This window comes from Candidatus Eisenbacteria bacterium, assembly GCA_030017955.1.
Classification (GTDB): Bacteria; Eisenbacteria; RBG-16-71-46; order JASEGR01; family JASEGR01; genus JASEGR01.
Genome location: JASEGR010000027.1, coordinates 1 through 24,375, shown reverse-complemented (window position 1 = coordinate 24,375; position 24,375 = coordinate 1). Strand labels below are relative to the sequence as shown.

19 protein-coding genes are annotated in these 24,375 nt (G+C 52.0%); 13 read left to right on the top strand and 6 right to left on the bottom strand.

Features of this window, described 5'->3' with window-relative positions; genetic code table 11:
- Positions 1–74 precede the first annotated feature (74 nt).
- Positions 75–1,208, top strand: coding sequence for a DegT/DnrJ/EryC1/StrS family aminotransferase (locus QME66_06085; protein ID MDI6808537.1), 1,134 nt, complete (start codon positions 75–77; stop codon positions 1,206–1,208).
- Between the two features lie 32 nt (positions 1,209–1,240).
- Here the strand turns inward: QME66_06085 and QME66_06080 are convergent, their stop codons facing one another.
- From QME66_06080 to QME66_06065, 4 genes are all read right to left on the bottom strand, one after another.
- On the bottom strand, positions 1,241–2,257 hold the full coding sequence (locus QME66_06080) for an exopolysaccharide biosynthesis polyprenyl glycosylphosphotransferase (GenBank protein ID MDI6808536.1): 1,017 nt from the start codon (positions 2,255–2,257) through the stop codon (positions 1,241–1,243).
- A gap of 340 nt (positions 2,258–2,597) precedes the next feature.
- A complete protein-coding gene (locus QME66_06075; GenBank protein MDI6808535.1) occupies positions 2,598–4,148 on the bottom strand; it encodes a glycosyltransferase family 39 protein in 1,551 nt (516 codons plus the stop codon).
- On the bottom strand, positions 4,149–5,321 hold the full coding sequence (locus QME66_06070) for a GNVR domain-containing protein (protein MDI6808534.1): 1,173 nt from the start codon (positions 5,319–5,321) through the stop codon (positions 4,149–4,151).
- 6 nt (positions 5,322–5,327) lie between these two features.
- A complete protein-coding gene (locus QME66_06065) occupies positions 5,328–7,772 on the bottom strand; it encodes an SLBB domain-containing protein (GenBank protein ID MDI6808533.1) in 2,445 nt (814 codons plus the stop codon).
- A gap of 341 nt (positions 7,773–8,113) precedes the next feature.
- On the opposite strand from QME66_06065, the gene QME66_06060 reads away from it, so the two are divergent.
- The 3 genes from QME66_06060 (at position 8,114) to QME66_06050 (ending at position 11,301) form a co-directional block, all read left to right on the top strand.
- Positions 8,114–9,094 carry an acyl-CoA dehydratase activase gene (locus QME66_06060; protein MDI6808532.1) on the top strand — a complete coding sequence of 327 codons (981 nt, stop codon included), beginning with the start codon at positions 8,114–8,116 and terminating at the stop codon, positions 9,092–9,094.
- Positions 9,095–9,102: 8 nt separating this feature from the next.
- Positions 9,103–10,089 carry an acyl-CoA dehydratase activase-related protein gene (locus QME66_06055; GenBank protein ID MDI6808531.1) on the top strand — a complete coding sequence of 329 codons (987 nt, stop codon included), beginning with the start codon at positions 9,103–9,105 and terminating at the stop codon, positions 10,087–10,089.
- Positions 10,090–10,155: 66 nt separating this feature from the next.
- Positions 10,156–11,301: a CoA protein activase gene (locus tag QME66_06050; protein ID MDI6808530.1), complete on the top strand. Its 1,146-nt coding sequence runs from the start codon at positions 10,156–10,158 to the stop codon at positions 11,299–11,301.
- Here QME66_06050 and QME66_06045 read toward each other — a convergent pair.
- The gene (locus tag QME66_06045; protein MDI6808529.1) at positions 11,244–12,863 is read right to left on the bottom strand and encodes a hypothetical protein; all 1,620 of its coding nucleotides are present in this window, start codon (positions 12,861–12,863) and stop codon (positions 11,244–11,246) included. The genes QME66_06050 and QME66_06045 overlap by 58 nt on opposite strands.
- Before the next feature lie 309 nt (positions 12,864–13,172).
- Between QME66_06045 and QME66_06040 the strand changes: the two genes are divergently transcribed.
- A complete protein-coding gene (locus tag QME66_06040; GenBank protein MDI6808528.1) occupies positions 13,173–13,316 on the top strand; it encodes a hypothetical protein in 144 nt (47 codons plus the stop codon).
- Positions 13,317–13,580: 264 nt separating this feature from the next.
- On the opposite strand, the gene QME66_06035 is transcribed toward QME66_06040, so the two are convergent.
- Positions 13,581–13,892, bottom strand: coding sequence for a hypothetical protein (locus QME66_06035; protein MDI6808527.1), 312 nt, complete (start codon positions 13,890–13,892; stop codon positions 13,581–13,583).
- A 210-nt stretch (positions 13,893–14,102) separates the two neighbouring features.
- Here QME66_06035 and QME66_06030 point away from each other — a divergent pair, with 210 nt between their 5' ends.
- The 8 genes from QME66_06030 (at position 14,103) to QME66_05995 (ending at position 24,305) form a co-directional block, all read left to right on the top strand.
- Positions 14,103–16,736 carry a valine--tRNA ligase gene (locus tag QME66_06030; GenBank protein MDI6808526.1) on the top strand — a complete coding sequence of 878 codons (2,634 nt, stop codon included), beginning with the start codon at positions 14,103–14,105 and terminating at the stop codon, positions 16,734–16,736.
- 56 nt (positions 16,737–16,792) lie between these two features.
- Positions 16,793–18,160, top strand: coding sequence for a hypothetical protein (locus QME66_06025; protein MDI6808525.1), 1,368 nt, complete (start codon positions 16,793–16,795; stop codon positions 18,158–18,160).
- Positions 18,161–18,286: 126 nt separating this feature from the next.
- Positions 18,287–20,326, top strand: a complete 2,040-nt coding sequence (gene uvrB, locus QME66_06020; GenBank protein MDI6808524.1) for an excinuclease ABC subunit UvrB — start codon at positions 18,287–18,289, stop codon at positions 20,324–20,326.
- Positions 20,323–21,195: a carboxylating nicotinate-nucleotide diphosphorylase gene (nadC, locus tag QME66_06015; protein MDI6808523.1), complete on the top strand. Its 873-nt coding sequence runs from the start codon at positions 20,323–20,325 to the stop codon at positions 21,193–21,195. The genes uvrB and nadC overlap by 4 nt, the downstream gene beginning before the upstream one ends.
- Complete coding sequence (locus tag QME66_06010; protein MDI6808522.1) at positions 21,196–22,032, top strand: biotin--[acetyl-CoA-carboxylase] ligase; 837 nt, start codon at positions 21,196–21,198, stop codon at positions 22,030–22,032.
- A 98-nt stretch (positions 22,033–22,130) separates the two neighbouring features.
- Positions 22,131–22,586: a transcriptional regulator NrdR gene (gene nrdR, locus QME66_06005; GenBank protein MDI6808521.1), complete on the top strand. Its 456-nt coding sequence runs from the start codon at positions 22,131–22,133 to the stop codon at positions 22,584–22,586.
- 114 nt (positions 22,587–22,700) lie between these two features.
- Complete coding sequence (gene tatC, locus QME66_06000; GenBank protein MDI6808520.1) at positions 22,701–23,477, top strand: twin-arginine translocase subunit TatC; 777 nt, start codon at positions 22,701–22,703, stop codon at positions 23,475–23,477.
- A gap of 36 nt (positions 23,478–23,513) precedes the next feature.
- On the top strand, positions 23,514–24,305 hold the full coding sequence (locus QME66_05995; protein MDI6808519.1) for a type III pantothenate kinase: 792 nt from the start codon (positions 23,514–23,516) through the stop codon (positions 24,303–24,305).
- The last annotated feature ends 70 nt before the right edge of the window (positions 24,306–24,375 follow it).

Genomic DNA, 24,375 nt, shown 5'->3' with positions numbered 1-24,375 from the left:
TCTCATCGGGCATACAAGACTTCCTTTTCCCGTCCGGGAGAGGGATAGTGTGAAGTACAACCCCGGAGTAAAACATGGAAGTACCACTTCTTGACTTGAAGGTTCAATACGCGTCTCTGAAAAGCGAGATAGGGCAGGCCATCAATTCCGTTCTCGAGTCGCAGGAGTTCATTCTTGGAGCGAATGTTGCGAATCTCGAGAAGGAGATTGCGGGCTACTGCCAGACAAAGCACGCGATCGGAGTTGCCTCAGGGACTGATGCACTCCTTCTGGCACTTAAGGGATTTGAAGTGGGAAAAGGGGATGAGGTCATAACCTCTGCGTACTCCTTCTTCGCATCTGCCGGGACCATCTGGAATGCCGGCGCAACCCCTGTTTTCATCGACATAGAGCCCGGAAGTTTCAACATGAATCCTGAGCTTGTCGAGGCGGCTGTCACCAAGAGAACGAAGGCAATAATGCCGGTACATCTCTTTGGCCAGATCGCCTGGATGGATCCCATCATGGATATCGCAAGAAGGAAGGGACTGGCTGTCATCGAAGATGCAGCCCAATCTCTGGGCGCCCGCCAGAAAGATTCCGCCGGGACGGAAAGGAAGGCCGGGAGTATCGGCAGTGCCGGCTGCACCTCGTTCTTCCCGAGCAAGAATCTTGGAGGTTTTGGTGACGGCGGAATGGTAGTGACGAACGATGACAGAGCCGCAGAGAGAATAAGACTTCTCAGGGTCCACGGCGGGAAGGAGAAATATCTTCACAGCATAGTCGGCACGAATAGCAGGCTTGATGCGATCCAGGCGGCTGTCCTTCGAGTGAAGCTCAAGTCTCTTGAGGAATGGAACAGAAAGAGAAAAGAACATGCAATGTTCTATGACCGTGAATTCCGGGGCACTCCGGTTTCCACCCCAGTCGTCCGGAATGAGAATGTCTGTATCTATAACCAGTACGTTGTCAGAGTTCCCCAAAGAGACAAGGTGAAGGACCTACTCAAGAAAAAAGGCATCGGCACGGCCATCTACTATCCGCTTCCACTTCACCTTCAGGAGTGTTTTGCGGGCTTGAAGAATAAGAAGGGGGATTTTCCCGAGGCTGAGAAGGCCTCGATCGAATCCCTTGCGCTGCCCGTTTTTCCAGAACTTACGCCCGAGCAGAGAAGTTATGTCGCAGCCAGTTTGAAGGAAATAGTGAGCGAGGTCAAATCCGGTGGTTAGCTGGAGAACACGGTCAGGGAAAGAACGCAGCGCTACCTTGAACCCTTGCCCCTTAGGACAACCGGGATCGTCTTTGCAAGTATCAAGAAGTCCATCAAGATACCCCTTCGCTTGAGATAGAAGAGGTCATACCGGGATTTCTCGAAGGACTCCTCCTCACTGGATGCATATCCTTGATGAATCTGAGCCCAGCCGGTGATGCCCGGCTTTATCGAATGCCTCCAACCATAATAAGGAACAGATGTCTCCAACTGCTCCACGAAGTATGGTCTTTCCGGTCTCGGACCGACGATACTCATCTCGCCTTTGAGGACATTCCAGAACTGGGGCACCTCATCCAACTTTGTCCTCCTCAAGAACTTGCCGAACGAAGTGACCCTCTTGTCGTCTGCTTGAGCCCAGACCGGCTGTCCATCACCTTCGGCATCCCAGATCATCGTGCGCAGCTTCCACATCTTGAGTAGCTTTCCTGACTTCCCAACCCTGTCCTGCCTGATGAAAATACTACCGGGTGAGCTCAACCGTATCCCGGCAGCGATGAAAGGTAGAAGCAAGGAAAAAGCCGAGAGAGCGATTGACGAAAAGACTACGTCAAGAATCCTCTTGATCACTAGGTAGGGGGGCGAATCAGTCGTGCCGGCCACCTGAGAAACGAACCATCCGTGGTCGGTGGGGGAGAGTAATGCCTTTCCAGTCGCTTCTTCGTAAATCCCTGGCAGCGTCCTCAGTTCGACTCCCAGACTGCCGCAGCGCGCCAGGGCGCTGCCGAGGTCCGGGTCAACGGGGCCGGTCCCAGGAAGGATGATCGCATCCACAGATTCCCTCTTCACAATCTCCTCAAGCTCTTCAAGAGGGCCGAGGAAAGGGAATCTGAAGGGTATGGATTCATTGAGTCTGGTGCCGTTGTGATTGACTGAGCCGATTATTCTGTAGGGAAGGGCAATCTTCGTGAAGTCATCAGGAAGAGGGACTCTCAGGATTCCATCGTGTATTATGAGGGCTTTTTTCCCGCTTAATTTTCTTTGTGCTTCAACCCTGAGCTTCGGCATTGCACCTCCTCCCAAAGCATTCTTCAAACCCCGGACATCCAGGTGCAACCAGCCCAGATGCAGAATTACATCTATTCTGGAAACTCCGGCCAAATGAAGCCGGGGATTCGTTGCTAGTCTGTCCGGAATCTCACCTTAGGCTTCCGGTGAGACACAAAACCAAGTCCACAGTCAAGAAACTTGATGGCATTTTTAGCAGATTTCACCCCAGTGTCAAGACAAAAGTTGTACTCCACAGTCTTTTCAGAGCCTCAAGCATCTTCTTTGCGCATTTCTTGCCGGATACGATAATCAAATGGTTCGACGGAAGAATGGCGGTGGGAGCTTTGCTGGACAGCGTTCATGCGCCTTTGAGTAAGAGAATGCCGCCGCTCCCAAATTTCTTTCGAACCGGAAATTCAGGCAGAACTCTTGTCCCGGAAGCGACCCTGTTCCACCACGAATCCCCGGACGTCGACAGAATCTTCCCGTACTGCGGAGAAAGATATATCGCCTCTGCGTGAACCATGGAGAGGGCCTTGTCAAGCTGGTCGAAATCTGGGAGCCAGAGTCCACTCATTCCCGTGTACCAAGCCACGAAATCCGGGATATCGGAAATTACCAAGTCTCCCTCCTTCAGGTCTCTCCCGATTGCCTTCATGTCTTCCTCAACAGAGACCCGATCAAGGTCCAGCGCCCCGTGTTTCAGTTTGAGCGACACGGTTCTCATCTGCGCGAGAAGCATAAGAGAAACAACTATCAGAAGCGTGTTCCTGAGGAAAAAGACCTCCCTCCCGAGTTTCTTGAGCAGAGAGAAACATGCGCCCGAAGCAAGAATGAAGCACAAAGGAATCAGCGGCAGGAGGAGCATCGTGTCGAAAACGAACGGAGCCAGGGCAAGAACGCCGACAACAAGCGAGACGAGAACGAATTTGACAAAGCGTGCCGTTTCATTCTTTGGCCATCTCAGGAAGAAGGATAGAATAAAGAATGAAAGTCCCAATGTACCCAGGAAGCCCGGAAAGGCCCATATGTATCGCTGGAAATTTATCGCGCATTGTGAAACCACAGTGAGGAAGTTGGAGAAAAGGAACGACGCCGAAAACTGCATTGCAGGGTCTACGCTCCTTGCAATCTTCCACAGCGGAATGATCGGATAAAAACTCATGTGGAAGCTTGCTGTTGTGAAAACAGGGTTCCCAGTGACAATCCAGTTCCTTGCTTGAAAGGCAAGGAAGCTGATTACCGGGAAGGAGAGCAGAGCCGCAAGAACCAGTCCCCTCTTCTTCTCTGCCTGGTAAAACCCATAAACGGATAGAACGGGGAGGTAAATGATGAAGGAGATCTGCGTCAGAACGCCAAGTGCGAACCAAAATCCGCTCAACAGTGCTCGGCGCGCCGAAGGCGTTCCCGAAAGAAGGAACGTCGATAGCACGAAGAAGAACACCAGTTCCGTTGTCGGATAACCTAATGTGGTCACATCGAGGATTTCGGAGGAGAGCATGAACAGAAGAGAAGCGACTACTCCGGCCCCTCTTGAGAAGAGAGTTCTTCCGATGAGATAGATGAAAGGAATTGTCAGAACGAAGAAAAGGGCATTCACATGAAGAAGTATGCCTGCCCTGTGGCCAACAAAAGAATAGAGAATGGCGAGGAAATATGGATAGGCAGGTCCCCGCCAGAGGACCGGAAAAGTGCTGTCTCCCGGTTCTGCGTACTTGAGAAGCGCAGGGTAGGTGAATTTTGAGGTGAAGCCGTGGCCGTCTGCGATTTCTCTTCCGATTTGAAGGTAGTCCCAATAGTCAGAAAAGAGCGAGAAGCTCGGCCCTGGGAGAAGAGCGGCGAACATGATCCATGTGAAGACGGCGGCTGCGCAAAGGATGAGAATGTCACGAAACTTTTCAGAAAGCATTTAGGCTATCTTGCCTTGCAGCCGTGGCTGCTGCATTTTAACCTTCTCGAGATAGTCCAGAAAGAAAGCCAGGAACACGCCAAACACTCCGGCAGCGAAGGTGGAGACCAGAATAATTCTCTTCCTATTCGGTCCTGCCTTCCTCTCCGGCACCTGAGCCGTGTCCAGCACCTGCACAGTAGGACTATCTTTTGCTTCCTGTATTCTGGCCATCTCGTACTGCTGGGTCAGAAGTCCGTTGACTGTTTCCTGAACCTTGGCGTCCCTCAGAAGCCGAGCATATTGAAGGCTTAGATCCGGAAGTCTGGATGTCGGAATAAAGATGTCTTTTGATGACGGGTTCAGGATCTTTCCTTTACCTTCTTCGAGCTCCCTCAGCTTTTCTTTCAGCTCTTCCACCTGCGTTTTCAAAAGCTCTACCTGAGGATTGGTCGGTGTTGCATATGAGAGGAGAGTCTGGAGTTCGACTTCGCGCACCATCAGCTGGCCTTTGACATTGGCGAAGGCCTCAATGATGGCCTTGGACTGATCATCCAGTTTCACAGCCCTGTTTTTCTCCTGAAATGCTTTGACCGCGTCCTCTGCTGTCGCAAGCTCCTCGCTTGCCTGCTTCACCCTCGCTTCCACAAAGACTCTCATTCTCCTTCCGGACGTCGTCAGAATGCTCTTGTTGATTCTGTCCAACTCCTCCACGAAAGCGTTGGCAAGTGCTGCCGCTCTTTTGGGATCAGTGTCCACTACGGTGATGGATATGATGTCTTCCTTGGATTTGGTGACTCTAACCATCCCGTTCAGCGCGCCCCTGGCGTCGTCTTTGGTTTCGACTCCAAAGGCCTTCATCAAGTTAAAACGGTCTATGATTGCATCTTTTATCACCTGGCTCCTCAGGATCCCGACCCATAAATCGGCAGGAGTCTTTATTCCCAAAAAGCTTCCTCCCAGACTGCTGATGGCGCCAGGCAGCTGGAATGCTCCAGTAACTTCCTGCTGCGGCGGAAGAATACTCGCTGTTGCATCATATGTCTTGACGAGCCAGAGGCTGTAGACAAGGGAAACGAGGAAGGCAATACCGACAATCATCCCGATGAGCTGCCTCCGTTTCATCAAGATACGGAAGTACTCGACGGGATTAATCTCATCCTTTTCAAAGTTTTCTTGGGGAGTGCCGTTCATCCGCACCTAGAATGTTACGATCAAGACTCCTGCTGTCACTGCAATCTGATAAAGCACGGTAGTTATGTCTTTTATTTCTCTCAACCAGACAATTCTCTGAAGTTTTTCGGGTACGACAATTGTATCTCCCGGGTCGAGCTTGGAGGACATGAATCCTCCGAGGCCCAGAAATCCGCCTTCCTGCCTGTTGCTCTGGACTGTCCCATCTGCCTTGAGCACGTACATCTCTCTCTTGTCGGCATCCCTGGTCAAGCCGCCTGCTTTTTCGACATAGGTCGAGATTGATGCACCGGAATCATACACAAAGGCGGTCGGATTATAGATGGAGCCGATGACCTGAACCTGGCTCGGCATCCTGGGGATGTTCAGAGAATCACCGGCTTCGCAGGCAATGTCTGAGGAGGATCCCTTGAACTTCTCTAGAACATCCAACCTAATGGCGATTCTGCCCTGGGCCCTGGCCGCCCGCATCTTTGAGAGGAGGGCACGCCTCTGCTCCATAACTGTCCTCGCTTGCTGTGCCGCCTCTGCTGTGAGGGCTGCCTCAGCAGCCGCAGTTGATGAGGAAAGTATCTGCTGTTCCAGCCGGTCTATAGACTCATCGATGTGCCGCTGCTGGAGGTTTCTTGTTGACTCTCTGGTGAAGGCTGCACCTTTCAAGTATGCCTTGTCAGTAAAACCTCCTGCGCGTTCAATCAGGGATGACAGCGTCTCGCCTTTCTTGATTGTGTACTGCCCTGGAAACTTAACTTCGCCCGTGATGCTGGTCACCCGGTAGAGTTCCCATTCAGGAACAGTCCTGATAAAAAGGTAATCGTCCTGCGTGAGCTCGACGTCGTATACCGGATCTCCATCAATGGCCTTCTCAGGATTAACTATGATCTTCTCGGTCTTCGGCCCGGCGGGCGTCGGAGTGACCCTGGTCATCTCTGCCTCACCTGCGTATGCGTGCCTCTTCAGGCCTCCTCCGAGTTTCACAAGGTCCGAAAGTTTCATGTTCGGGCGATACTCATATTCCCCGGGTTTGTTTACCGCTCCCGTTACGCGGACATGTTCCCTGTCTATCAAATCCCATTTGTTGAAGATTGTAATCGTATCGTACGGCTTTAGCTTCAAGTTTTCTTTCTCATCACCCTCAAGCAGAAGCTTCCCTAAGCTGATCCACAAATACTCCTTGTGGAGGTCAGGTGGGACTAGCCGCTCTACAAGGGCAAAGTCCAAGAATGCATCAGGCAGAAGCTCGTCAGAGTTTCTTATGATGTCTTTTGCCTTGATCCCTTCCCTCCACTGGTAGGTTCCAGGCCTCAGGATGTTTCCTCTCAGCTCGATCGGATTAGTTACGGCCTGAGTGATGGAGAAGACCCTGACTAGATCGCCATCTCTCAGCACGATGTTGTCTTCCTCCGTCAGCTCTTCGAGATTGACATCGAGGGTCACCTTTGCCCGATTTTCAAAAACCCTTTCCACCTGAACCCGCTGGAGGTACCCGCTTGCAGTCACTCCCCCGGCCATCTCCAGAAAGGACGTGAGCCTTGTCTCTTCCTCAAGTTCATAGATCGCTGGCGCCTTGACATTTCCCGCAATTCCCACAAGAGGGCCGTTTGCCGGAACAAAGATCACATCTTCCGGCATCAACCGGATATCCTTGCTCTTGTCGCCCTTCATGAGAAAATCATACACATCGAAGTGGACAATGGTCGCCCCTTGTCTCTTCACTTGAACATCCCTCATTGAGCCAATCTTGCTCGGTCCGCCGGCTGCAAAAAGGGCATTGATGAGACTGGAGAGTGAAGAGAGAGTATAGCTTCCTGGTTTCTCTGCTTTTCCCACAATATAGACCATTATTGTTCTGAGCCTGCCCATGCCTACGTTTGACTTGACCTCGCCAGGTTTGTAGTAGCGGCCGAACTCCCTCTCCAGGAACTCCTTTCCCTCCAGGAACGTGAGTCCGGATAAATGCAATACCCCTGTTTCGGGGAGCGATATCTTCCCCTCCCGGTCAATTGTCACAGTGTGCTCGGCGGTAACCTTGCCCCAAAGGTTTATCCTCAATTCGTCCCCGGGTCCAAGAAGATAGCCCGGACCCACCGGGACGGCTTCAACCGGGGCAAAGGTGGAGGGAGGCTGTTCAAACAGGTCATAGCCGAATTGTCTCAATTCGGTGGAGACAGTGAGAGGACTTATTCCCCGGACATATTGCTCAAAAGGAGAGAGCGGCCTTTCAACCGGCGTTGGGGCTGCCTCAGCCGGGGCAAGCGTCTCCTCCTGCTTTCCCCGCGGACTCGTCTCCTTCAGCCTTTCTCTAGCTTTCTGGACCTGCTCAGGGGTGGGAGATTGAAACTGAAACTGTTGCGCTCTTTCGGCCGAATCGGCTTCCGGGGCATAAAACGCAGATGCAAGAGACAGTGTAGCCAGAAACAGGATGGCAATGGATAGATGTTTTGCTAGCATTATTCTTACCAGACCCCTTCGTCAGACCTGTAAGATATTAGGATTCCCAGACTTTGTCAAACCTTTTCGCATTCGTGGAATCGTCTTGGCTGCGCTTCCGGCGCTCGCCAGCCCGTTGCTCTTCGAGATGTCCTCTCACTATTCGTGACATTACCAGAACAGGTCAGGCGTTGGCACTGGACCCAGTACCCGGGCAAACGGACTTGGCGATCTCGATCGAGCACAAGTTCCTTCCCTATTCTTGACACCGATACGGCACGGTGATAGCTTGAGTTCTTGAGGCTTGCATTGAGACTCACATGAAGAAACCCCTCCAGACTTAGAGTGTACAAACCTTGACGATGAAAACTTTCCTGGGTGTGGACATAGGCTCTGTCAGCACTAATCTCGCTCTCATAGACGAAGACCTCGAAGTTGTGTTTCACCTCTACACCAGAACTCAGGGCGAACCCCTCAGTGCGCTCAAGCAAGCCCTTTTGCAGGCAGAAAAATTCTGCCGGAATTCCGTCACTATCTGCGGCGTCGGATCAACCGGGAGCGCGCGAAGGTTGATTGGGGAGGTGCTCGGAGCCGATGTGGTGAGGAATGAGATCACGTCTCATGCGGTTGCAGCCATACACGAAGTGCCGGATGTTCAGACTGTGCTCGAAATCGGTGGGCAGGATTCGAAGATAATAATCGTGAGAGACGGGGTGGCCGTCGATTTTGCAATGAATACCGTTTGCGCAGCCGGGACGGGTTCGTTTCTCGACCAGCAGGCAAGCAGGCTCGGCATTCCGATTGAAAGATTTGGAGAACTTTCACTTTCCGCCAAGTATGAGGTAAGGATAGCAGGCAGGTGTACTGTCTTTGCCGAATCGGACATGGTCCACAAACAGCAGATGGGCCATCCGCCATCAAGCATTGTGAGGGGACTCTCCAAGGGATTGGTCAGAAATTATCTGACAAATGTTGCAAAAGGAAAACAGATTCTATCACCAGTGATCTTCCAGGGTGGAGTCGCTGCAAACTCTGGGATACGGAGAGCATTCGAGGAGGAGCTTGAAACGAAAGTCATAGTTCCCAGGTACTTCAATGTCATGGGGGCAATCGGCGTGGCCATTCTTGCTGCCGAATTGGCAGGGGAGAATGGTCGCACAAGATTCCGTGGATTCCACATTTCAAGGAGAGACCTGCGAACGACAAGCTTCGAGTGTCAGGAATGCTCAAACCTTTGCGAGGTTGTGGAAGTGCTGATCGAAGGAGAGAGGATCTGCGGGTGGGGTGATAGGTGTGGGAGATGGTCTGCGACGGGAAGTAGAGAGGAGCTTGTAGGCGCCTAGGAGAAGCCGTGAGAATCGCCATTCCAAGGAGTCTTCTTTTCTACAGGTACTTTCCCTTCTGGGAGAGCTTCTTTTCTGCTCTTGGATATGATGTCGTTGTCTCAAAACCGAGCACGAAGGAGACGCTTGATGAGGGCGTGAAGGCATCCGTGCCGGATGTCTGCCTTCCCATCAAAGTTGCTCTCGGTCACGTCATCGAGCTTGCCAATAGCGCCGACCGCATATTCCTTCCGAGATATTTGAGTCTTGAGCCAGGAACATACAGTTGCCCGAAGATCATTGCATTCACTGATATGGCCAAAGGGACGATTGAGAATTTGCCTCCAATACTTGACCCTGTCATTGACCTGAGGAAAAGAGGCAACTCAGGCGAGAAAGCCTTTTTTGAGTTGGGGAAAAGCCTGGGTGCAAAGGGCCGGTCAATAAGAGAGGCACTAGAGGGCGCAAAGGTTTCTCAAGGGCTCTTCAAAGAAGAACTCGTATCGGAAGGTCCTATTCACTCGTTGAGAAAGAGGGGAATGCTCGGCTTCTCAAAACGAGGAAGGAACATGAATGGAGTTGGCACTGGAGAAGCAAGAAAACTCACGGTCGGAGTCCTTGGAAGACCTTATTGTCTGTACGACTCTGTGTTGAGTCTTGACCTTCTGGAGAGACTGGCTGCTCAAGGGCTATCTACGACTACGATTGACTGTTTCAGTTATCAGGATGTTGAGCGCGAGGCGGCTACTCTTCCGTTTTCTCTCTATTGGCTGAGTGCAAGGGAGATAGTTGGCGGCGCCTACCTGTGGCTCAAGGAAAAAGCAGTTGATGGAATAATTTACCTTATTCCATTTCAGTGCGGCCCGGATGCGCTTCTTTCGGTCCTGGTTTCCGGAAAGGCAAGAGAGGCCCGCGGAATTCCGTTCATGCCGCTCGTCGTCGATGAGCACACTGGTGAATCCGGAATCGTCACAAGGCTCGAGGCCTTCCTCGACATGCTCAAAAGGAGAAAATAGTGACAGTCACCTATTTCCTACAGTCACCTGTTTCCGGACCACCTGCGGCCAATGTAAGGAGATGACTTGAAGATCGCATTCCCGCACATGGGGACACTCACGACCTCGATGAAGTCCGTCTTCACGAAACTCGATCAGGAGTTCATTGTCCCTCCGCCGATAAGCGGAAAGACGGTTCAACTCGGCGTGAAGCATTCTCCGGAGCTTGTTTGTCTTCCTTTCAAGATTACGCTTGGGAACATGATTGAAGCTCTCGAGCTTGGCGCTGACACGGTTGTCACCGCAACAAGCTGCGGAAACTGCAGGCTGGGATTCTACTGGCCTGCCCAGGAGATTATCCTGAAGGAGCTCGGCTACAAGTTCAAGATGATGGCGATTAACTACGACAATCCGCTCGGCTTCATGGCGGAATTCAAGAAATTTGGCGGGGGGAAGAGCTGGCTTAAAGTCTTCAATGCTCTTCTTTTTGGAGTGAAAAAGCAGAGAGTGCTTGAATCTCTGGAAAAAGAGGCCATGAGGATCCGTCCGCTCGAAAGAAGAAGGGGAGACACGGACAGAATTCTGAGAAGTGCATTTGAGCGCGTAGATCTCGCATCAACGAAGAAGGAGCTTGCACATTCGAAAGAGGCTTCCCTAAGCGAGTTTCAGAGAATTGAAAAGTCACCAGGCCGTGAGCCACTCCGTGTGATGATTGTCGGTGAGACTTACATGATTGTTGAGCCCAACGTAAATTTCAACCTCATGGCAAAGCTTGGCGATTTGGGGATCCATGCAGAGAGAAGCTACTGGCTGGGAGAGCGAATCCTGAGGGCGCTGCGGCTCTCGCCGGACGGCCGAAGGCACCACGAGATGGCCAAAACATACGCTTATCCGTACATGAGATATCCTGAGCTCTGCACAGGCGCGCTTTCAATCGGCGAGACTATAGCTGCGAAGAAGGATGGTTTCGACGGTGTGATCCTTGTTATGCCCTTTACCTGCATGCCGGAGGTCTTGAGCCAGAGTCTCATGATGAAGGTGAGCGCCGAGCATTCAATACCTGTTCTCACCGTGATTCTGGATGAGCATTCAGACGATGGAGCACTTCTCACGCGGCTTGAAGCGTTCAGGGATCTGCTGGAGACAAAAAAGCGGAGAAGCTGCGCAACCCGCGGCTACTTCCTGAAGGAAGCCTCAAATCTAACCATGAACTCGCTGCCGCTCAGCGATTGACCACCACCTACCCACTGACCGGCAAAAAAAGGCCTTGCATCGCCGGCCAATGAGCCTACGTAACTTGCCCGCATCTTTGCCCTGAAACTATCGCTGCGCATGAAACTTAATTCCATGCCGGCTTCGTATACGTCGAGCGAGACGCCCGAGAGTCCTGCAGTGCTTACCCTTCCCATGGCAGGAAGCCAGGGCATTCCAAGTCTTCCCTGACCAAACCCGCCGAAGTTCACGAAAAGCATCGTACTAAAATCAATTGAATGGTCCAGAGTGACTGACACGAGATAACTTTCAGCATCGGGTCCCAGAGCGTAGCCTAGGCATCTACCTCCGTATATGAAGTCTCTGTTTGCGGTCTTTCCGGTTGCAAGTGTATCGAGACTGTAGTGAACGCTGTAAGTGTAGTTCGTAATTCTTGTGAGCTCCCAGTTGACGGTCACCCTTCTCTTGCCGTGGCTCTCCACTTTTCTCATACCGAGCTGAACGCCAAACCTGTTTGGAGCATCTGCTTTCTCAAATATAAGGTCGTCTGCGAGGATTTCTCCGTATATGTGGGCTCCTTTCACCGGCCTCCAGTTGAAGTCGGCAGCCATCATCACGTTGTTTCTCTGAGGATCGCCAAGCGTGTGGCCGGCAGGAATCCCGCTATCAAGGTACAGGAACCTTGGTACGAAAGAGTAAGGCACAATCGAAATCAGATAAACCGGATCCGGGCTTGGCGAGTAGTATCTTGCTGCCTCAGAAAGACTGAACTGGAACTTCTTCGTGACTGCGAAATCCACCCTGTGAGCGCTGAGGTAGCTTCCATTAAGCTGGTCGAGGACACCTGTCATGGCTGTTCCTCTTATCCTTCCTTTTATTCCTTTTGATGCAAGAACCATGAAGTAGTCGGGCGCATTGTCCGAAATAAGAAGTGTACCTGTGACTCCCGGTCCCCACCTGAGTTTTTCTCTACCCAGAAGCAGTCCCATGTATCTTGTATCAATGCTGAGATATGGCCGTGATACGCTCATTGCAAAATCCGGTATGTTGAAAAGTTTCTCGGCCCCAAACCTGTCGGGATTGATGACTCTCCCGACAGAAAGCTCTTCATGGAGGAAGAAGCCGGGAGGAATCCCGACAGAAACATCACCGGCAAGCCGAGATCCTTCATCAAGTCTGATGCGGTCATCGGTTGTTTTTGATGCGACAAGGTCTCCCTTCAGGAAAACGCGCGCGCCCATATCCGGTTCTCTAATCTCGATGGCCGGAAGCGTTCTCTTGTATCCCGAATCGATCCCAATGTCATCGAGCTCTCTTGAAAACTCCCTGAGAAGCCGTGACATTCCAATGTGTTTCTTCAACTCAGGGTCTTCCCTCAGTGATTTAAGAAGTGAAAGAGCTATCTCTTTTCTCGTGAGCGGCTTTGTGAAAACGAAAATCGAATCAACGTGCCCCTCTGCCCAGAGATCTTCCAGTTCTTCATAGATCCAACTGTCAGTCGGAAGATACTCAGGGTAAAGAGGGTACGAATAGACCGGGAATGCGAAGAGCGTGAAAAGGCAAAGCAAAGCTATGCGGAACATGCAACTCACGCTATTCCACTTAAATCCCTCAGTCAAGAAGCAAGGTATGCTTGATCTAATTGGTGGAACAGGTCACGTGCGTCATAGGCGCTGGACATATATCGAAGCCGGGAAGTGGACACGCTCGGGGGATCCCTGCTCTGCTCTTGGATCAACCGCAAGGCCGTCGCAACCGGGGGCTGGGCGATAGTCAGGGAAGACTTCCTTCAGGACATCTGGGCGATCGTAATGGAGTTGGCTCATACAGAACAGAATTCGCGTGCTTGGGTTCTCTGTGAGGTAGGCTCGCAGGAGCGATGTCTCCTGCCAATGAAAGTAGGTATGGAGTACGTCTCGCGGATAGTCAAATGGGAGGAATATGTCATGAAAGTGCACGACGACTCCGGTAGCGAGACGGGGAACCACCTCGAGGATGATAAAGTTTACGTCGCTGCCTGGCCTGACGGTATGTGATGAGTCGATGAAGAGCAAGTCGCCCGCAGACAGTTGCTGGAAAGTCTCAAGCGAGACATCCTGGACGTGAGTCTTCCGAACTTCGACGTCCCGCAACGCGAGGAGTGGCCTCGAGGGATGCGGCTCGATCGAAACTAGCCTGGCTGGGGGGGCGCCTTCGCGTGTGTTCTGGGCGACAGCGGCGGCCATGCAAGCAGTTGTCACCCCCCCGCCAACTTCGATGATGGTGGCGGGCCTGAGATACCTGACGACTGCGTGAAGTGCCTAGGCTTCGATTGCACCGAACCCTGGACCAAAGTTGTGCTTGACGGCATCGTGGTAGAAGGGATTCCCGGCATATTCACTTTGAAAGGGGAGACAGACGTCTCTTAACACAACGACCTGCTCATTCAGGGTGACGGATATGCCAGGAAGGAGCGATTTCCTTGCCCACTGTGAGCGAGTCTTGGCAAGCTCGCGGACGTTGGCGATTGGAACATAGTAATGTGCCGGCAGGATGTATATACCCGCCCGGCACCCGGCTGAATACAGCGAGAAGGACAATCGTTTCAGTCCTCTGCGGATGCGGGTCATCACGGTTCCAGGCCCTCCTTCACGGGCTAGCTACTGCTTATACAGTTTCCAGGATAATCGCTCTTATATGCGATCTTGTCAACATAACACGCCGGCTGTACATTTCACGGCAGGCGGTTGACCGAAGCGGCGCACTTGTGATAGGTTTGGAAAAAGTGCCTCCTGGCTGGAAGTGTTTTTCCCCGAGTTCAGAAAAACCCGAGGGTATAGTCAGTGCTCGAAAAATCGTACGATCCTAGACTTGTTGAGGCCAAGTGTTACGCCAGCTGGCTCGAAAAGGGATATTTCCGGGCTTCCGCCAACACCAGGAAGGAAGTGTTTTCCATCGTAATCCCGCCTCCGAATGTCACCGGCAGCCTTACCATGGGGCATGTTCTGAACAATACGATCCAGGACATTCTTGTCAGGTGGAACAGGATGGAAGGATTCGAAACGTTGTGGCTCCCGGGCACTGACCACGCCGGAATCGCCACCCAGAATGTGGTTGAAAGAAGACTTCTCGAGAAAGGCATCAAGAGAAACTCACTCGGGAGAGAGAAATTCGTTGAAGAGGTCTGGAAGTGGAAGGCGCAATATGGCGCAACAATCGTGAAGCAGCTTCAGAAGCTCGGCTGTTCCTGCGACTGGGAGCGGGAGCGTTTCACGATGGACGAAGGGCTCTCAAAAGCAGTCATCCAGGTTTTTGTGAGTCTCTACGAAAAGGGTCTGATTTATCGCGGGAACTACATCATAAACTGGTGTCCGAGATGCGAGACCGCGCTCTCCGACGAAGAAGTTGAATACAGAGAAACAAAGGGAAGCCTTTACTACCTCAAGTACCCGATAAAGGGCTCAAAGAAGTTCATGACTGTTGCGACTACCCGGCCGGAGACAATGCTGGGAGATGTGGCCGTCGCGGTGAATCCAAAGGACAAGAGATACAAGCACCTGGTCGGAAAGACAGTCATGCTTCCTTTCATGAGGAGGGAGCTTCCCATAATCGCTGATGATTATGTTGATCCGAAGTTTGGCACGGGCGCTGTGAAAGTCACTCCTGCGCATGATCCGAATGACTTTGATATGGGACAGAGACACGGGCTCACGCCGATCAGTGTCATGCGCGGAGACGGGATGATGAACGAGAATGCAGGAGACTTCCAGGGTCTCAACAGATACGAGTGCAGGGAAAGGATAGTTGAGGGTTTGAGGGACAGAGGATTCCTGAGCAAGGTTGAGGAGCACGACTTCTCTGTCGGACACTGCTCAAGATGCGAGACTGTGACAGAGCCTTATCTCTCGCTTCAGTGGTTTGTGAAAATGAAGCCGCTTGCCGAGCCAGCCCTTCAGATGTTCAGAAACGGCACGCCCAAGTTGTTTCCGAAAAGATGGGAAAAAGTCTACGTTCACTGGCTTGAGAACATTAGAGACTGGTGCATATCAAGACAGCTGTGGTGGGGACACCGAATTCCTGTCTGGTATTGCGATGATCCAAAGTGCAAAGGAATCTGTGTCGGAGTGGAGAAACCGGATGGCTGCCCGGAATGCCGATCTTCCATGCACCAGGATGAAGACGTCCTTGACACCTGGTTTTCCTCGTGGCTCTGGCCATTCTCGACTCTCGGGTGGCCTGAGAAGACAGAAGATCTAGAGGCGTTCTATCCGACCTCCGTCCTTGTCACGGGACACGACATAATCTTTTTCTGGGTCGCAAGGATGGTCATGGCAGGGCTGGAGTTTACAGGGCAGGTTCCTTTCAAGAACGTGTACCTTACTGGAATGGTGCGCGACGAGCTTGGTAGAAGAATGAGCAAGTCTCTTGGAAATTCCCCTGACCCGTTAGAAGTGATTGATGAGTTTGGCGCCGATGCGCTCAGGTTCTCGATGTGCCTGCTCACGCCCCAGGGCCAGGATATTCTTTTCTCGAAATCAAGACTTGATACAGGAAAGCACTTCGCCAACAAACTCTGGAACGCCTCACGGTTTGTGCTCATGAATGTTGATGGAACACCTGTCGATGAGCTTCCGGAAATCGAGGACCTCTCCCTTCCCGACAGGTGGATCCTCAGTAGATTCGCAGGCGCGAGCAAAGACGTTACACGTCTCATCAGGACTTTCAGATTGAATGACGCCTCATCGCGGCTTTATGAATTCGTCTGGCACGACTTCTGCGATTGGTACCTTGAGATGGCCAAGCACCATCTCACGGACGGCTCTTCGTCCTCCGAGTCTGTAAAGAAGACCATGATTTGGGCTCTCTCTGGAATTCTCCGGCTGCTCCATCCGTTCATGCCATTCATCACCGAAGAGCTCTGGCAGACTCTCCACAAAAACGATTCGAGCATAGTCGTGTCGGAATGGCCGAAGGGAAAGCGGGGCTGGCTTGACAAGAAAACAGAGCATGAGATGGAGACTGTGCAAAGAGTGGTCACTGCAATCAGGAATCTCAGATCGGAGATGAATGTTCCTCCGGGCAAGAAAGCCTCATGCTTCATCAGGATGGCCGGAGAGGAAAAGGAGATTATCGAAAGATGCACTGATTATGTGAAACTCCTTGGCAAGGTTGATAAACTCGAAGCCGGAGCTTCCATCGAGCGCCCCGGGGTCGCCGCCACTTCGGTGATTCCGTTTGCAGAGATATTCCTTCCTTTGGAAGGGCTGATAGATGTCCAGGCTGAAAGAACAAGACTGGTAAGGGAACTTGAGAAGGTCCTTAAGGAATTTGAAGCCTCGAAGAAGAAGCTCTCGAATGAAGACTTCCTCATCAAAGCCCGTAAGGAAGTAGTGGAAAAAGAAAAGACGAAACTTCAGACTCTCGGGCAGACCAAGGAAAATCTCGAGAAGAGCCTTTCATCACTAAACGGCAGCTAAAGGCAAGCCGCCGGTTCTCGAGCTTCGATTTTCGCTGCGGGATTGGGAGGTGTTCCATGATGACAAATAGAAGGGTGATGCTCCTGTCTTTTATGATTCTCTGCCTCGTTCTGGCTGTCCCATCTTACGGAAATGAACTATCTCTGACTATCTATCCCAGAGGCCTTGTTCTTGTCAAAGAGGTGAGGAATGTGACCCTCGAGAGGGGAAGAAGCGAGGTTTCGCTGGAAGATATCCCTGCGACAATTGAGCCGGGCTCGATCCTGGTGGGAGCAAAGGGCGGCGCCCAGCTTCGCATCATCGAGAAGAGATACGAGCCGGCGACGATGGGAATCGGAAAACTCCTTGAGAAATACATCGGACAGGAGGTTGAGATTCTCACGAAAGGCGAGAAAGTCCTGAGAGGGCAGCTTTTCTCCTCTGACGGCTCGGGCATTGTTCTCTCGGATGCGCAGGGTGCGAGGTTTGTGAGCAAAGACGAGGTGCGCGAGATAAATTTCGCTTCAGTTCCTGATGAGCTTCTTCTGAAACCGACGTTGTTCATTCAGGTAAACTCCGATAGGGCGGGTAAGGAGGACCTGGAGATCAGTTATCTCGCGAGTGGAATAACCTGGCGTGGCGAATATGCCGCGAAACTTGACGGGACTGAGGAAAAGCTCATTCTTTCCGGTTCCGTCTCGCTCGAGAATATGGCGGGCGCCCGGTTTCAGAATGCAAAAGTTAAGTTTATCGCCGGAGATGTCAGGAGGGCGGAGGAAGCAGGGCCGCGGCCAAGATTCGTTGGTGAAGCACGTGCGATGGGAATGGCGCCTGCCCTGGATTCCGGGATGGAAGAGGAGCCCGTTTTCGAGTACCGCACCTACAAGCTGCAAAGAGTTGTAACAATCGACCAGCAGGAGACAAAGCTCGTTTCGCTCTTCGACCCACAGACGGTAGCAGTGAAGAAGCTGTTCAGATATGACGGGGCAAGGTACGGACAGAAAGTCGCCGTCAATCTGGAATTCATGAACAGTGAAAAGGATGGGCTCGGAATTCCGCTTCCTGCCGGAAAGATCAAGGTTTACAAGGAATCTCCTGACGGCTTCTCGGAGTTCGTTGGCGAAGACAGAATTTCTCATACCTCAAAAGACGAAAAGGTAACACTTTTCCCGGGGTTTGCTTTTGATCTTGTCGGCGAAAGAACCTTGAAGTCGTCGAGCAGGATCACCGACAGGATGAGGGAAGAGAACATCGAGATAGTGTTGAGGAATCATAAGAGCGGGAGCGCCGACGTTCTGGCTGTTGAGCATTTCGGCGGAGACTGGGAGATCATCAAGAAATCCCATGAGTTCGTGAAGAAAGATGCATCAACTATCGAGTTCCCGGTGACGGTTGCGAAAGACGATTCAGTGACTGTATCCTACACAGTGCGAATCAGGAGCTAGGAAATCTCTCTCACAGCCTCCTATGCTTCATCCAGACGGTAGAGTGGGGAGCTAGCAAGGATCTCATCCTCAATCTTCCTCTCCCCTTCCGGAGAGGACAAGGGGTGAGGGGGATTCCAAAACCTCATGGCAAGAAAAGAAACCACTTTCAAACTCCGCTCTTCCTACACTCCCCAGGGCGATCAGCCGAACGCGATTGAAGAACTCACAAGAGGCATTGAGAATGGTAAAAGGTGCCAGACTCTCCTCGGCGTAACAGGTTCCGGAAAGACCTTCACGATAGCAAATGTAGTCCAGAATGCCGGCCTTCCCACTCTCGTGATTTCTCACAACAAAACGCTTGCGGCACAGCTCTACGGAGAGTTCAAGTCGTTTTTCCCGGACAATGCAGTCGGATATTTCGTCAGCTACTACGATTACTACCAGCCTGAGGCATATGTTCCCCAGACGAACACATACATAGAAAAGGATGCTTCGATAAATGAGGACATAGATAGACTCAGGCTGAGCGCAACTTCAATGCTTCAAGAGAGAAACGACTGCATTATCGTGGCAAGCGTTTCGTGCATATACGGGCTTGGCTCTCCCGATGATTGGAAAAACCTGATGGTGTATCTCATGAAGGGCGATCTGGCGGACAGAGACGAGGTGCTCGAGAAGCTGGTTCAGATTCAGTACTCGAGGAACGACATCGATTTCAAAAGAGGGACATTCAGAGTAAGGGGAGAAGTGGTCGAGGTAAGACCCGCGTACGAAGAGACAGCGCTCAGGATAGAGTTTTCGGACGATATTGTCGAGAACCTCTCCATAACAGACCCTCTAACCGGGAAGAAACTGACCGGGCTTGAGAGGGCGGCGATCTACCCGGCAAAGCACTTTCTGACGACTCCTACGAGGCTCGAATCGGCAATGAAGGCCATTGAAGAGGAACTTGAACAGAGGCATGGAGAGCTTCTTGCTCAGGAAAAGTACGTTGAAGCGCAGCGGCTGAAGATGAGAACAAACTACGACCTCGAGATGCTCCGTGAGGTTGGGTATTGTCCGGGAATCGAGAACTATTCAAGACACCTTGGGGGGAGAGAACCAGGTGAGAAACCGTACACTCTCATTGACTATTTCCCGGAGCGATTCCTGATCATCGTTGATGAATCGCATGTCACAATTCCCCAGGTCGGCGGAATGTACGAAGGGGACAGGTCAAGAAAAGAGACGCTTGTTGAGTATGGTTTTCGTCTTCCATCTGCCCTTGATAACAGGCCACTGAGATTCGATGAATTTGAGGCGCTTGCCAAACAGATCATATTCGTTTCAGCAACCCCGAGTGACTATGAGATAGAGAAGTCCGGCGGGGTTGTGGTTGAGCAGATAATAAGGCCCACGGGACTCGTTGATCCAAGGGTGACTCTGAGACCGGTTGAGACCCAGGTTGATGAGCTTCTTGAGGAAATCAGGAAGAGGGTTGAGAAAAAAGAAAGAGTGCTGGTCACAACGCTCACAAAGAGGATGTCTGAAGACCTGACCGAGTATCTTCATAATATGGGTGTCAAGGTGCGGTACATTCATTCGGACATCGGGGCAATAGAGCGAGTTGAGATATTGCGAGGTTTGAGGCTTGCGGATTTTGATGTTCTTGTCGGGATAAATCTGCTCCGTGAAGGGCTTGACTTGCCGGAGGTCTCCCTTGTTGCCATTCTGGATGCAGACAAGGAGGGTTTTTTGCGGTCGGAAAGGTCCATCATACAGACTTCGGGCAGAGCTGCAAGGAACGTAGGCGGCGAAGTGATTCTTTTCGCCGACAAAATGACGTCGTCCATGAAGAGAGCGATAGACGAGACGAATAGAAGAAGGGAGAAACAGCTTGCCTACAACAAGAAGCATAACGTTGAGCCGAGATCAATTGTGAAGTCAGAGGAGGAGGTACTGAGAGCAACGTCCGTTGCAGATGCTGCGCGAGGCAGTGAAGAAGAGCCGGTACTTCCAGCTTTCCAGGAAATGGAGAAAGAGGAGCTGTTGAAACTCCTGGAAAGGGAAATGCTCCTTGCGGCCAAGAAATTCGAGTTCGAGAAAGCAGCAAGCTTGAGAGACCGGATAGAAGAGCTCAGGATTTCTGAACCAGCTCCTCCCGGGAAACCGGGCACCCGATCCGGAGGTCGAGGAAGAAGATGAAAATCGAAACAATTGCCGAGCCCCTTGTGAGATTGGCTTTAACCGAAGATGTCGGTGAGGGAGATGTGACGACAGAGGCGATAATCCCTGAAGGCCTCAAGGCGACTGCATATATTGTCGCCCGGGGGGAGGGCGTGCTTGCGGGATTAGACGTGGCACGGCTCGTATTCTCAACCGTCGACAAAAACCTGGAATTCAACCCCCTCATGAGGGACGGGGAGAAACTTGAAAGTGGGAAAAGGGTATGCGGGATAAGCGGGAAAGCGAGATCGATTGTCACGGCCGAAAGGGTCGCATTGAATTTCCTCCAGCGGATGTCCGGTGTTGCCACGCTGACACGAGCATTCGTTGACAAGATTCAGGGAACCGGCGCGAAGATAGCCGATACAAGGAAGACAACGCCCGGAATCAGAATACTTGAGAAGTATGCTGTCAAGGTTGGGGGAGGAGTGAACCACAGGTTCGGACTTTTCGACATGTACCTTGTGAAGGGTAATCATGTCAGGGCAATGAAGAGAATCAAGGAAGCCGTTCAGAAGATAAACGAGCGGATGAAAGAAGAGAAGCAGGAGCTTCCGGTTGAGGTTGAGGTTAGGACCCTTGATGAATTGAAAGAGATCCTTGATCAGGGAGTTGACAGAATCATGCTCGATAACATGGATGCCGGTCAGATGAGGAAGGCGGTAGGAATGATCAGGGAGGGTAAGAAAGGAAGGGTGCCTGATATTGAGGCCTCCGGAGGCGTAACGCTCAAGAATGTGAGGACAATTGCGCTCGCCGGAGTCGATCTCATTTCTGTCGGAGCGCTTACTCATTCTCCCAAAGCCATTGACCTCTCCCTCGAGATCGATGAAACCTGGGAAGATTGAATGGGGCGTATGAAAGGCGCCGGAGAAAGCAAACCGGGTGCATCCGAGCATGCCCTCTGGTCAAAGGAGCGAATCCTCTCTCGCCTCGAGACTGTGAAGCTCGGACGCAATGTGAGGGTCTATGACCGTGTGGGTTCAACAAACGATATCCTCCTTGCGCTTGCTGAGGAAGGAGAAGAAGAAGGCCTGCTTGTCATTGCTGAGGAACAGACGACGGGCAGGGGGAGACTCCGGAGGAAGTGGTATTCGCCACGGGGAGTCGGCATCTGGATGTCCATTCTTTTGAAGCCGGACGTTCCTGCTGCTCTCGCGCCCGGCTTGAGTTTCGTAGCGTCGGTCGCTGTGGTAAAGGCAATACGAAGGGTCACCGGACTCTCTGCGTTTGTGAAGTGGCCAAACGACGTTCTGGTTTCAGGAAAAAAGGTCGCCGGGATTCTTACAGAGATGGCGGCGGAGCCCGACAAGATAGAGTTCATAGTGCTCGGAGTCGGCATCAACGTGAATCAGGATAATGCTTCGCTACCTGATGCGGTGGGGGCATCTGCCACCTCTTTGGGTCTGGAACTTGGGCGAAGGGTTGACCGTTACGATGTTCTCCTCTCTTTTCTTTGCGAGCTTGAATCCCTCTACCTTACTTTTTGCAGGTCGGGACTCGATCCGCTCCTTGAGGAATGGAAAGGGATGACGGACATGTGGGGGAAGAGAATCTCTGTCAGGTGCAGAGGAAGAGTTATCGAGGGCATCGCGCACGACGTGGACGAAAGCGGAGCCCTCATTGTCAGGCTTGACTCCGGCATCCAGGAGCGCATACTTTCTGGCGACGTCGGTTTCGTGTGAAAGACGAAATCCCCTCACCTTATTCCTCTCCCCAGAGGGGAGAGGTTGGTGAGCGGGTGTGGTTAGCGCAATCGAGGCGATGCCAAGGATAGGGAAACATGAATTGTCCTTCTTGCGGGAACAGTGACAACAAAGTCATTGACTCACGAGCCACGAGAGACGGGAGGGCCGTAAGAAGAAGGCGCGCCTGCAAGGCCTGCAAGAGGAGGTTTACTACCTACGAGTACGTCGAAGATGCACAAATCGTAGTTGTGAAGAAAGACGGGAGGAGGGAGCCATTCTCGAGGGACAAACTCTTCCGTGGCATACAGAAGGCCTGCGAGAAAAGGCCGGTTCCGCAGGATTCCATATGGGCAATCGTTGACAAGATTGAGACTGAATTTCAGAAGGAGCTCCAGTCAGAAGCCGCCTCCGCAAAGATTGGCGAGATGGTAATGGAGGAGCTTTCGGAGCTGGATGAGGTGGCATATGTGCGTTTCGCTTCTGTTTACCGTCACTTCAAGGACATAAACCAGTTCATGGACGAACTTAGATCCATACTTGGCGAGAAGTGAAAAGAAAGGGTTCTAGGGTTCCAGGCGCCCGAATGCTTGAAGAATGTGTTGAGTGATGCAATCTGTTTTTCTTGAACCCTCGAACCCTTTACCCCTATCAACTGGATACCCTGATTGGGAATCTTCAGCTTTAGAAAAAAGAAAACGGGAGAGGTCGAGATGCCGTTTCTCGAGCATCTCGAGGAGCTGAGAAAGGCAATTCTACTCAGCATCGCGGCGGTCGCAGTCTTCACCATTTTCGGCTGGGTCTTCTCAAGGGAATTGATGAATTTCCTTGTGAGGCCGATCGGAAAAGCAGTTTTCCTGTCGCCGGCCGAGGCCTTCGCCACGCGATTCAAGCTTTCAATCATTATCGGAATTCTGGTTTCGCTTCCGTACGTGAGCTACAAGGCATGGGGGTTCATTGTCCCGGGACTTCTTGAGAACGAACGGGCGCTCCTCTTTCCCTTGGTCGTTCTTTCGACAGTCTTGTTCCTCCTGGGCGTTTTGTTCGGATACCTCGCTCTTGTGCCGATAATCGTGAAAGTCCTGATTGGCTTCGGCGGGCCTTCGGTGACCCCTATGATTTCGGTATCGAACTATCTTGGATTCGTGATGAGGCTTTGCCTTGCCGCGGCAATTCTCTTCCAGCTTCCAATAGTTGCGTCAACATTGACTTGGTTCGGTATCCTTTCTCCCAGGTTCCTGATGGAAAAGTGGCGCTATGCAATTGTTATCATCTTCATTCTCGGCGCAGTTCTGACTCCCGGCGGCGACGTGATTTCACAAATTGCAATGGTCATCCCGATACTGATTCTGTACGGCATCAGCATAGCTTTCTCTGGATTTGTGTGGGCGAGAAAGAGAAAAACCGCACTCGCACCTAATGCTTCTCAGGAGGGTCTGCGGTAGGTATGATTGCCAACCGGATGATTTGAGATTGAGGAGGTGACGAAAGAAATGCTTCTGGCGATTGACGTAGGGAATACAAACATAGTCATCGGGGTCTTTGACGGAGAGAAGCTCACGAAGGAGTGGAGACTCTCTACCTCGCCCCAGCGAACTGCCGATGAGGATGCGCTCACCATAACAAACCTCCTCGATGGATGCGGTATCGATGTGAAATCGATAAAAGGAGTCGTGATTTCGTCGGTGGTTCCTTCCCTTACGCCGGGATTCGAAGAAATGGCAAGAACTTTCCTGAATGTAAGCCCCGTCACCATCAGTTCCGGCCTCAAACTCGGGATCAAGATACTTTACCTCGATCCGTCATCGGTCGGCGCCGATAGAATCGCAAACGCAGTCGCGGCCATGGAGTGCTATGGGAAGCCGGCCGTCATAGTTGACCTTGGAACAGCAACGACCTTTGATGTGGTTTCCGAGGATGGAAGTTATGCCGGTGGCGTCATAGCTCCCGGAATGGGCACATCTGCAGAGGAGCTCTTTCGCAGAGGTGCCCGGCTCGCGCGAGTTGAGCTCAGAGCGCCGGCAAAGGTCATCGGAAGGACGACCGAAGAGAGCCTGCAGTCGGGAATAGTTCACGGTACTGCAAGCCAGATAGACGGCCTGGTCGAGAAGATCACAAAAGAGATGGGTCTTTCTCCGAAGGTCATCCTGACCGGAGGGAACGCGCCGATAGTGAGCCCTCTTCTCAAGACTCCTCACACACTTGATGTGTCCCTTACGCTCGCGGGTCTGAGGATTCTGCACGAGAGAAACAGACCCAGTGCCAGGGTCTGATCAGCCGGGTCGGCTAGTGTCGTGTCCCGGAAATTCCTTGTCTATGTCTTTGCCCCGGGACACGACACTT

Bases quoted from the DNA above. Each gene is read 5' to 3' on its own strand.
- QME66_06085 (MDI6808537.1), top strand. From the start codon at position 75: ATGGAAGTACCACTTCTTGACTTGAAGGTTCAATACGCGTCTCTGAAA.
- QME66_06080 (MDI6808536.1), bottom strand. From the start codon at position 2,257: ATGCCGAAGCTCAGGGTTGAAGCACAAAGAAAATTAAGCGGGAAAAAA.
- QME66_06075 (MDI6808535.1), bottom strand. From the start codon at position 4,148: ATGCTTTCTGAAAAGTTTCGTGACATTCTCATCCTTTGCGCAGCCGCC.
- QME66_06070 (MDI6808534.1), bottom strand. From the start codon at position 5,321: ATGAACGGCACTCCCCAAGAAAACTTTGAAAAGGATGAGATTAATCCC.
- QME66_06065 (MDI6808533.1), bottom strand. From the start codon at position 7,772: ATGCTAGCAAAACATCTATCCATTGCCATCCTGTTTCTGGCTACACTG.
- QME66_06060 (MDI6808532.1), top strand. From the start codon at position 8,114: ATGAAAACTTTCCTGGGTGTGGACATAGGCTCTGTCAGCACTAATCTC.
- QME66_06045 (MDI6808529.1), bottom strand. From the start codon at position 12,863: ATGTTCCGCATAGCTTTGCTTTGCCTTTTCACGCTCTTCGCATTCCCG.
- QME66_06040 (MDI6808528.1), top strand. From the start codon at position 13,173: ATGAAAGTAGGTATGGAGTACGTCTCGCGGATAGTCAAATGGGAGGAA.
- QME66_06025 (MDI6808525.1), top strand. From the start codon at position 16,793: ATGATGACAAATAGAAGGGTGATGCTCCTGTCTTTTATGATTCTCTGC.
- uvrB (MDI6808524.1), top strand. From the start codon at position 18,287: ATGGCAAGAAAAGAAACCACTTTCAAACTCCGCTCTTCCTACACTCCC.
- nadC (MDI6808523.1), top strand. From the start codon at position 20,323: ATGAAAATCGAAACAATTGCCGAGCCCCTTGTGAGATTGGCTTTAACC.
- QME66_06010 (MDI6808522.1), top strand. From the start codon at position 21,196: ATGGGGCGTATGAAAGGCGCCGGAGAAAGCAAACCGGGTGCATCCGAG.
- nrdR (MDI6808521.1), top strand. From the start codon at position 22,131: ATGAATTGTCCTTCTTGCGGGAACAGTGACAACAAAGTCATTGACTCA.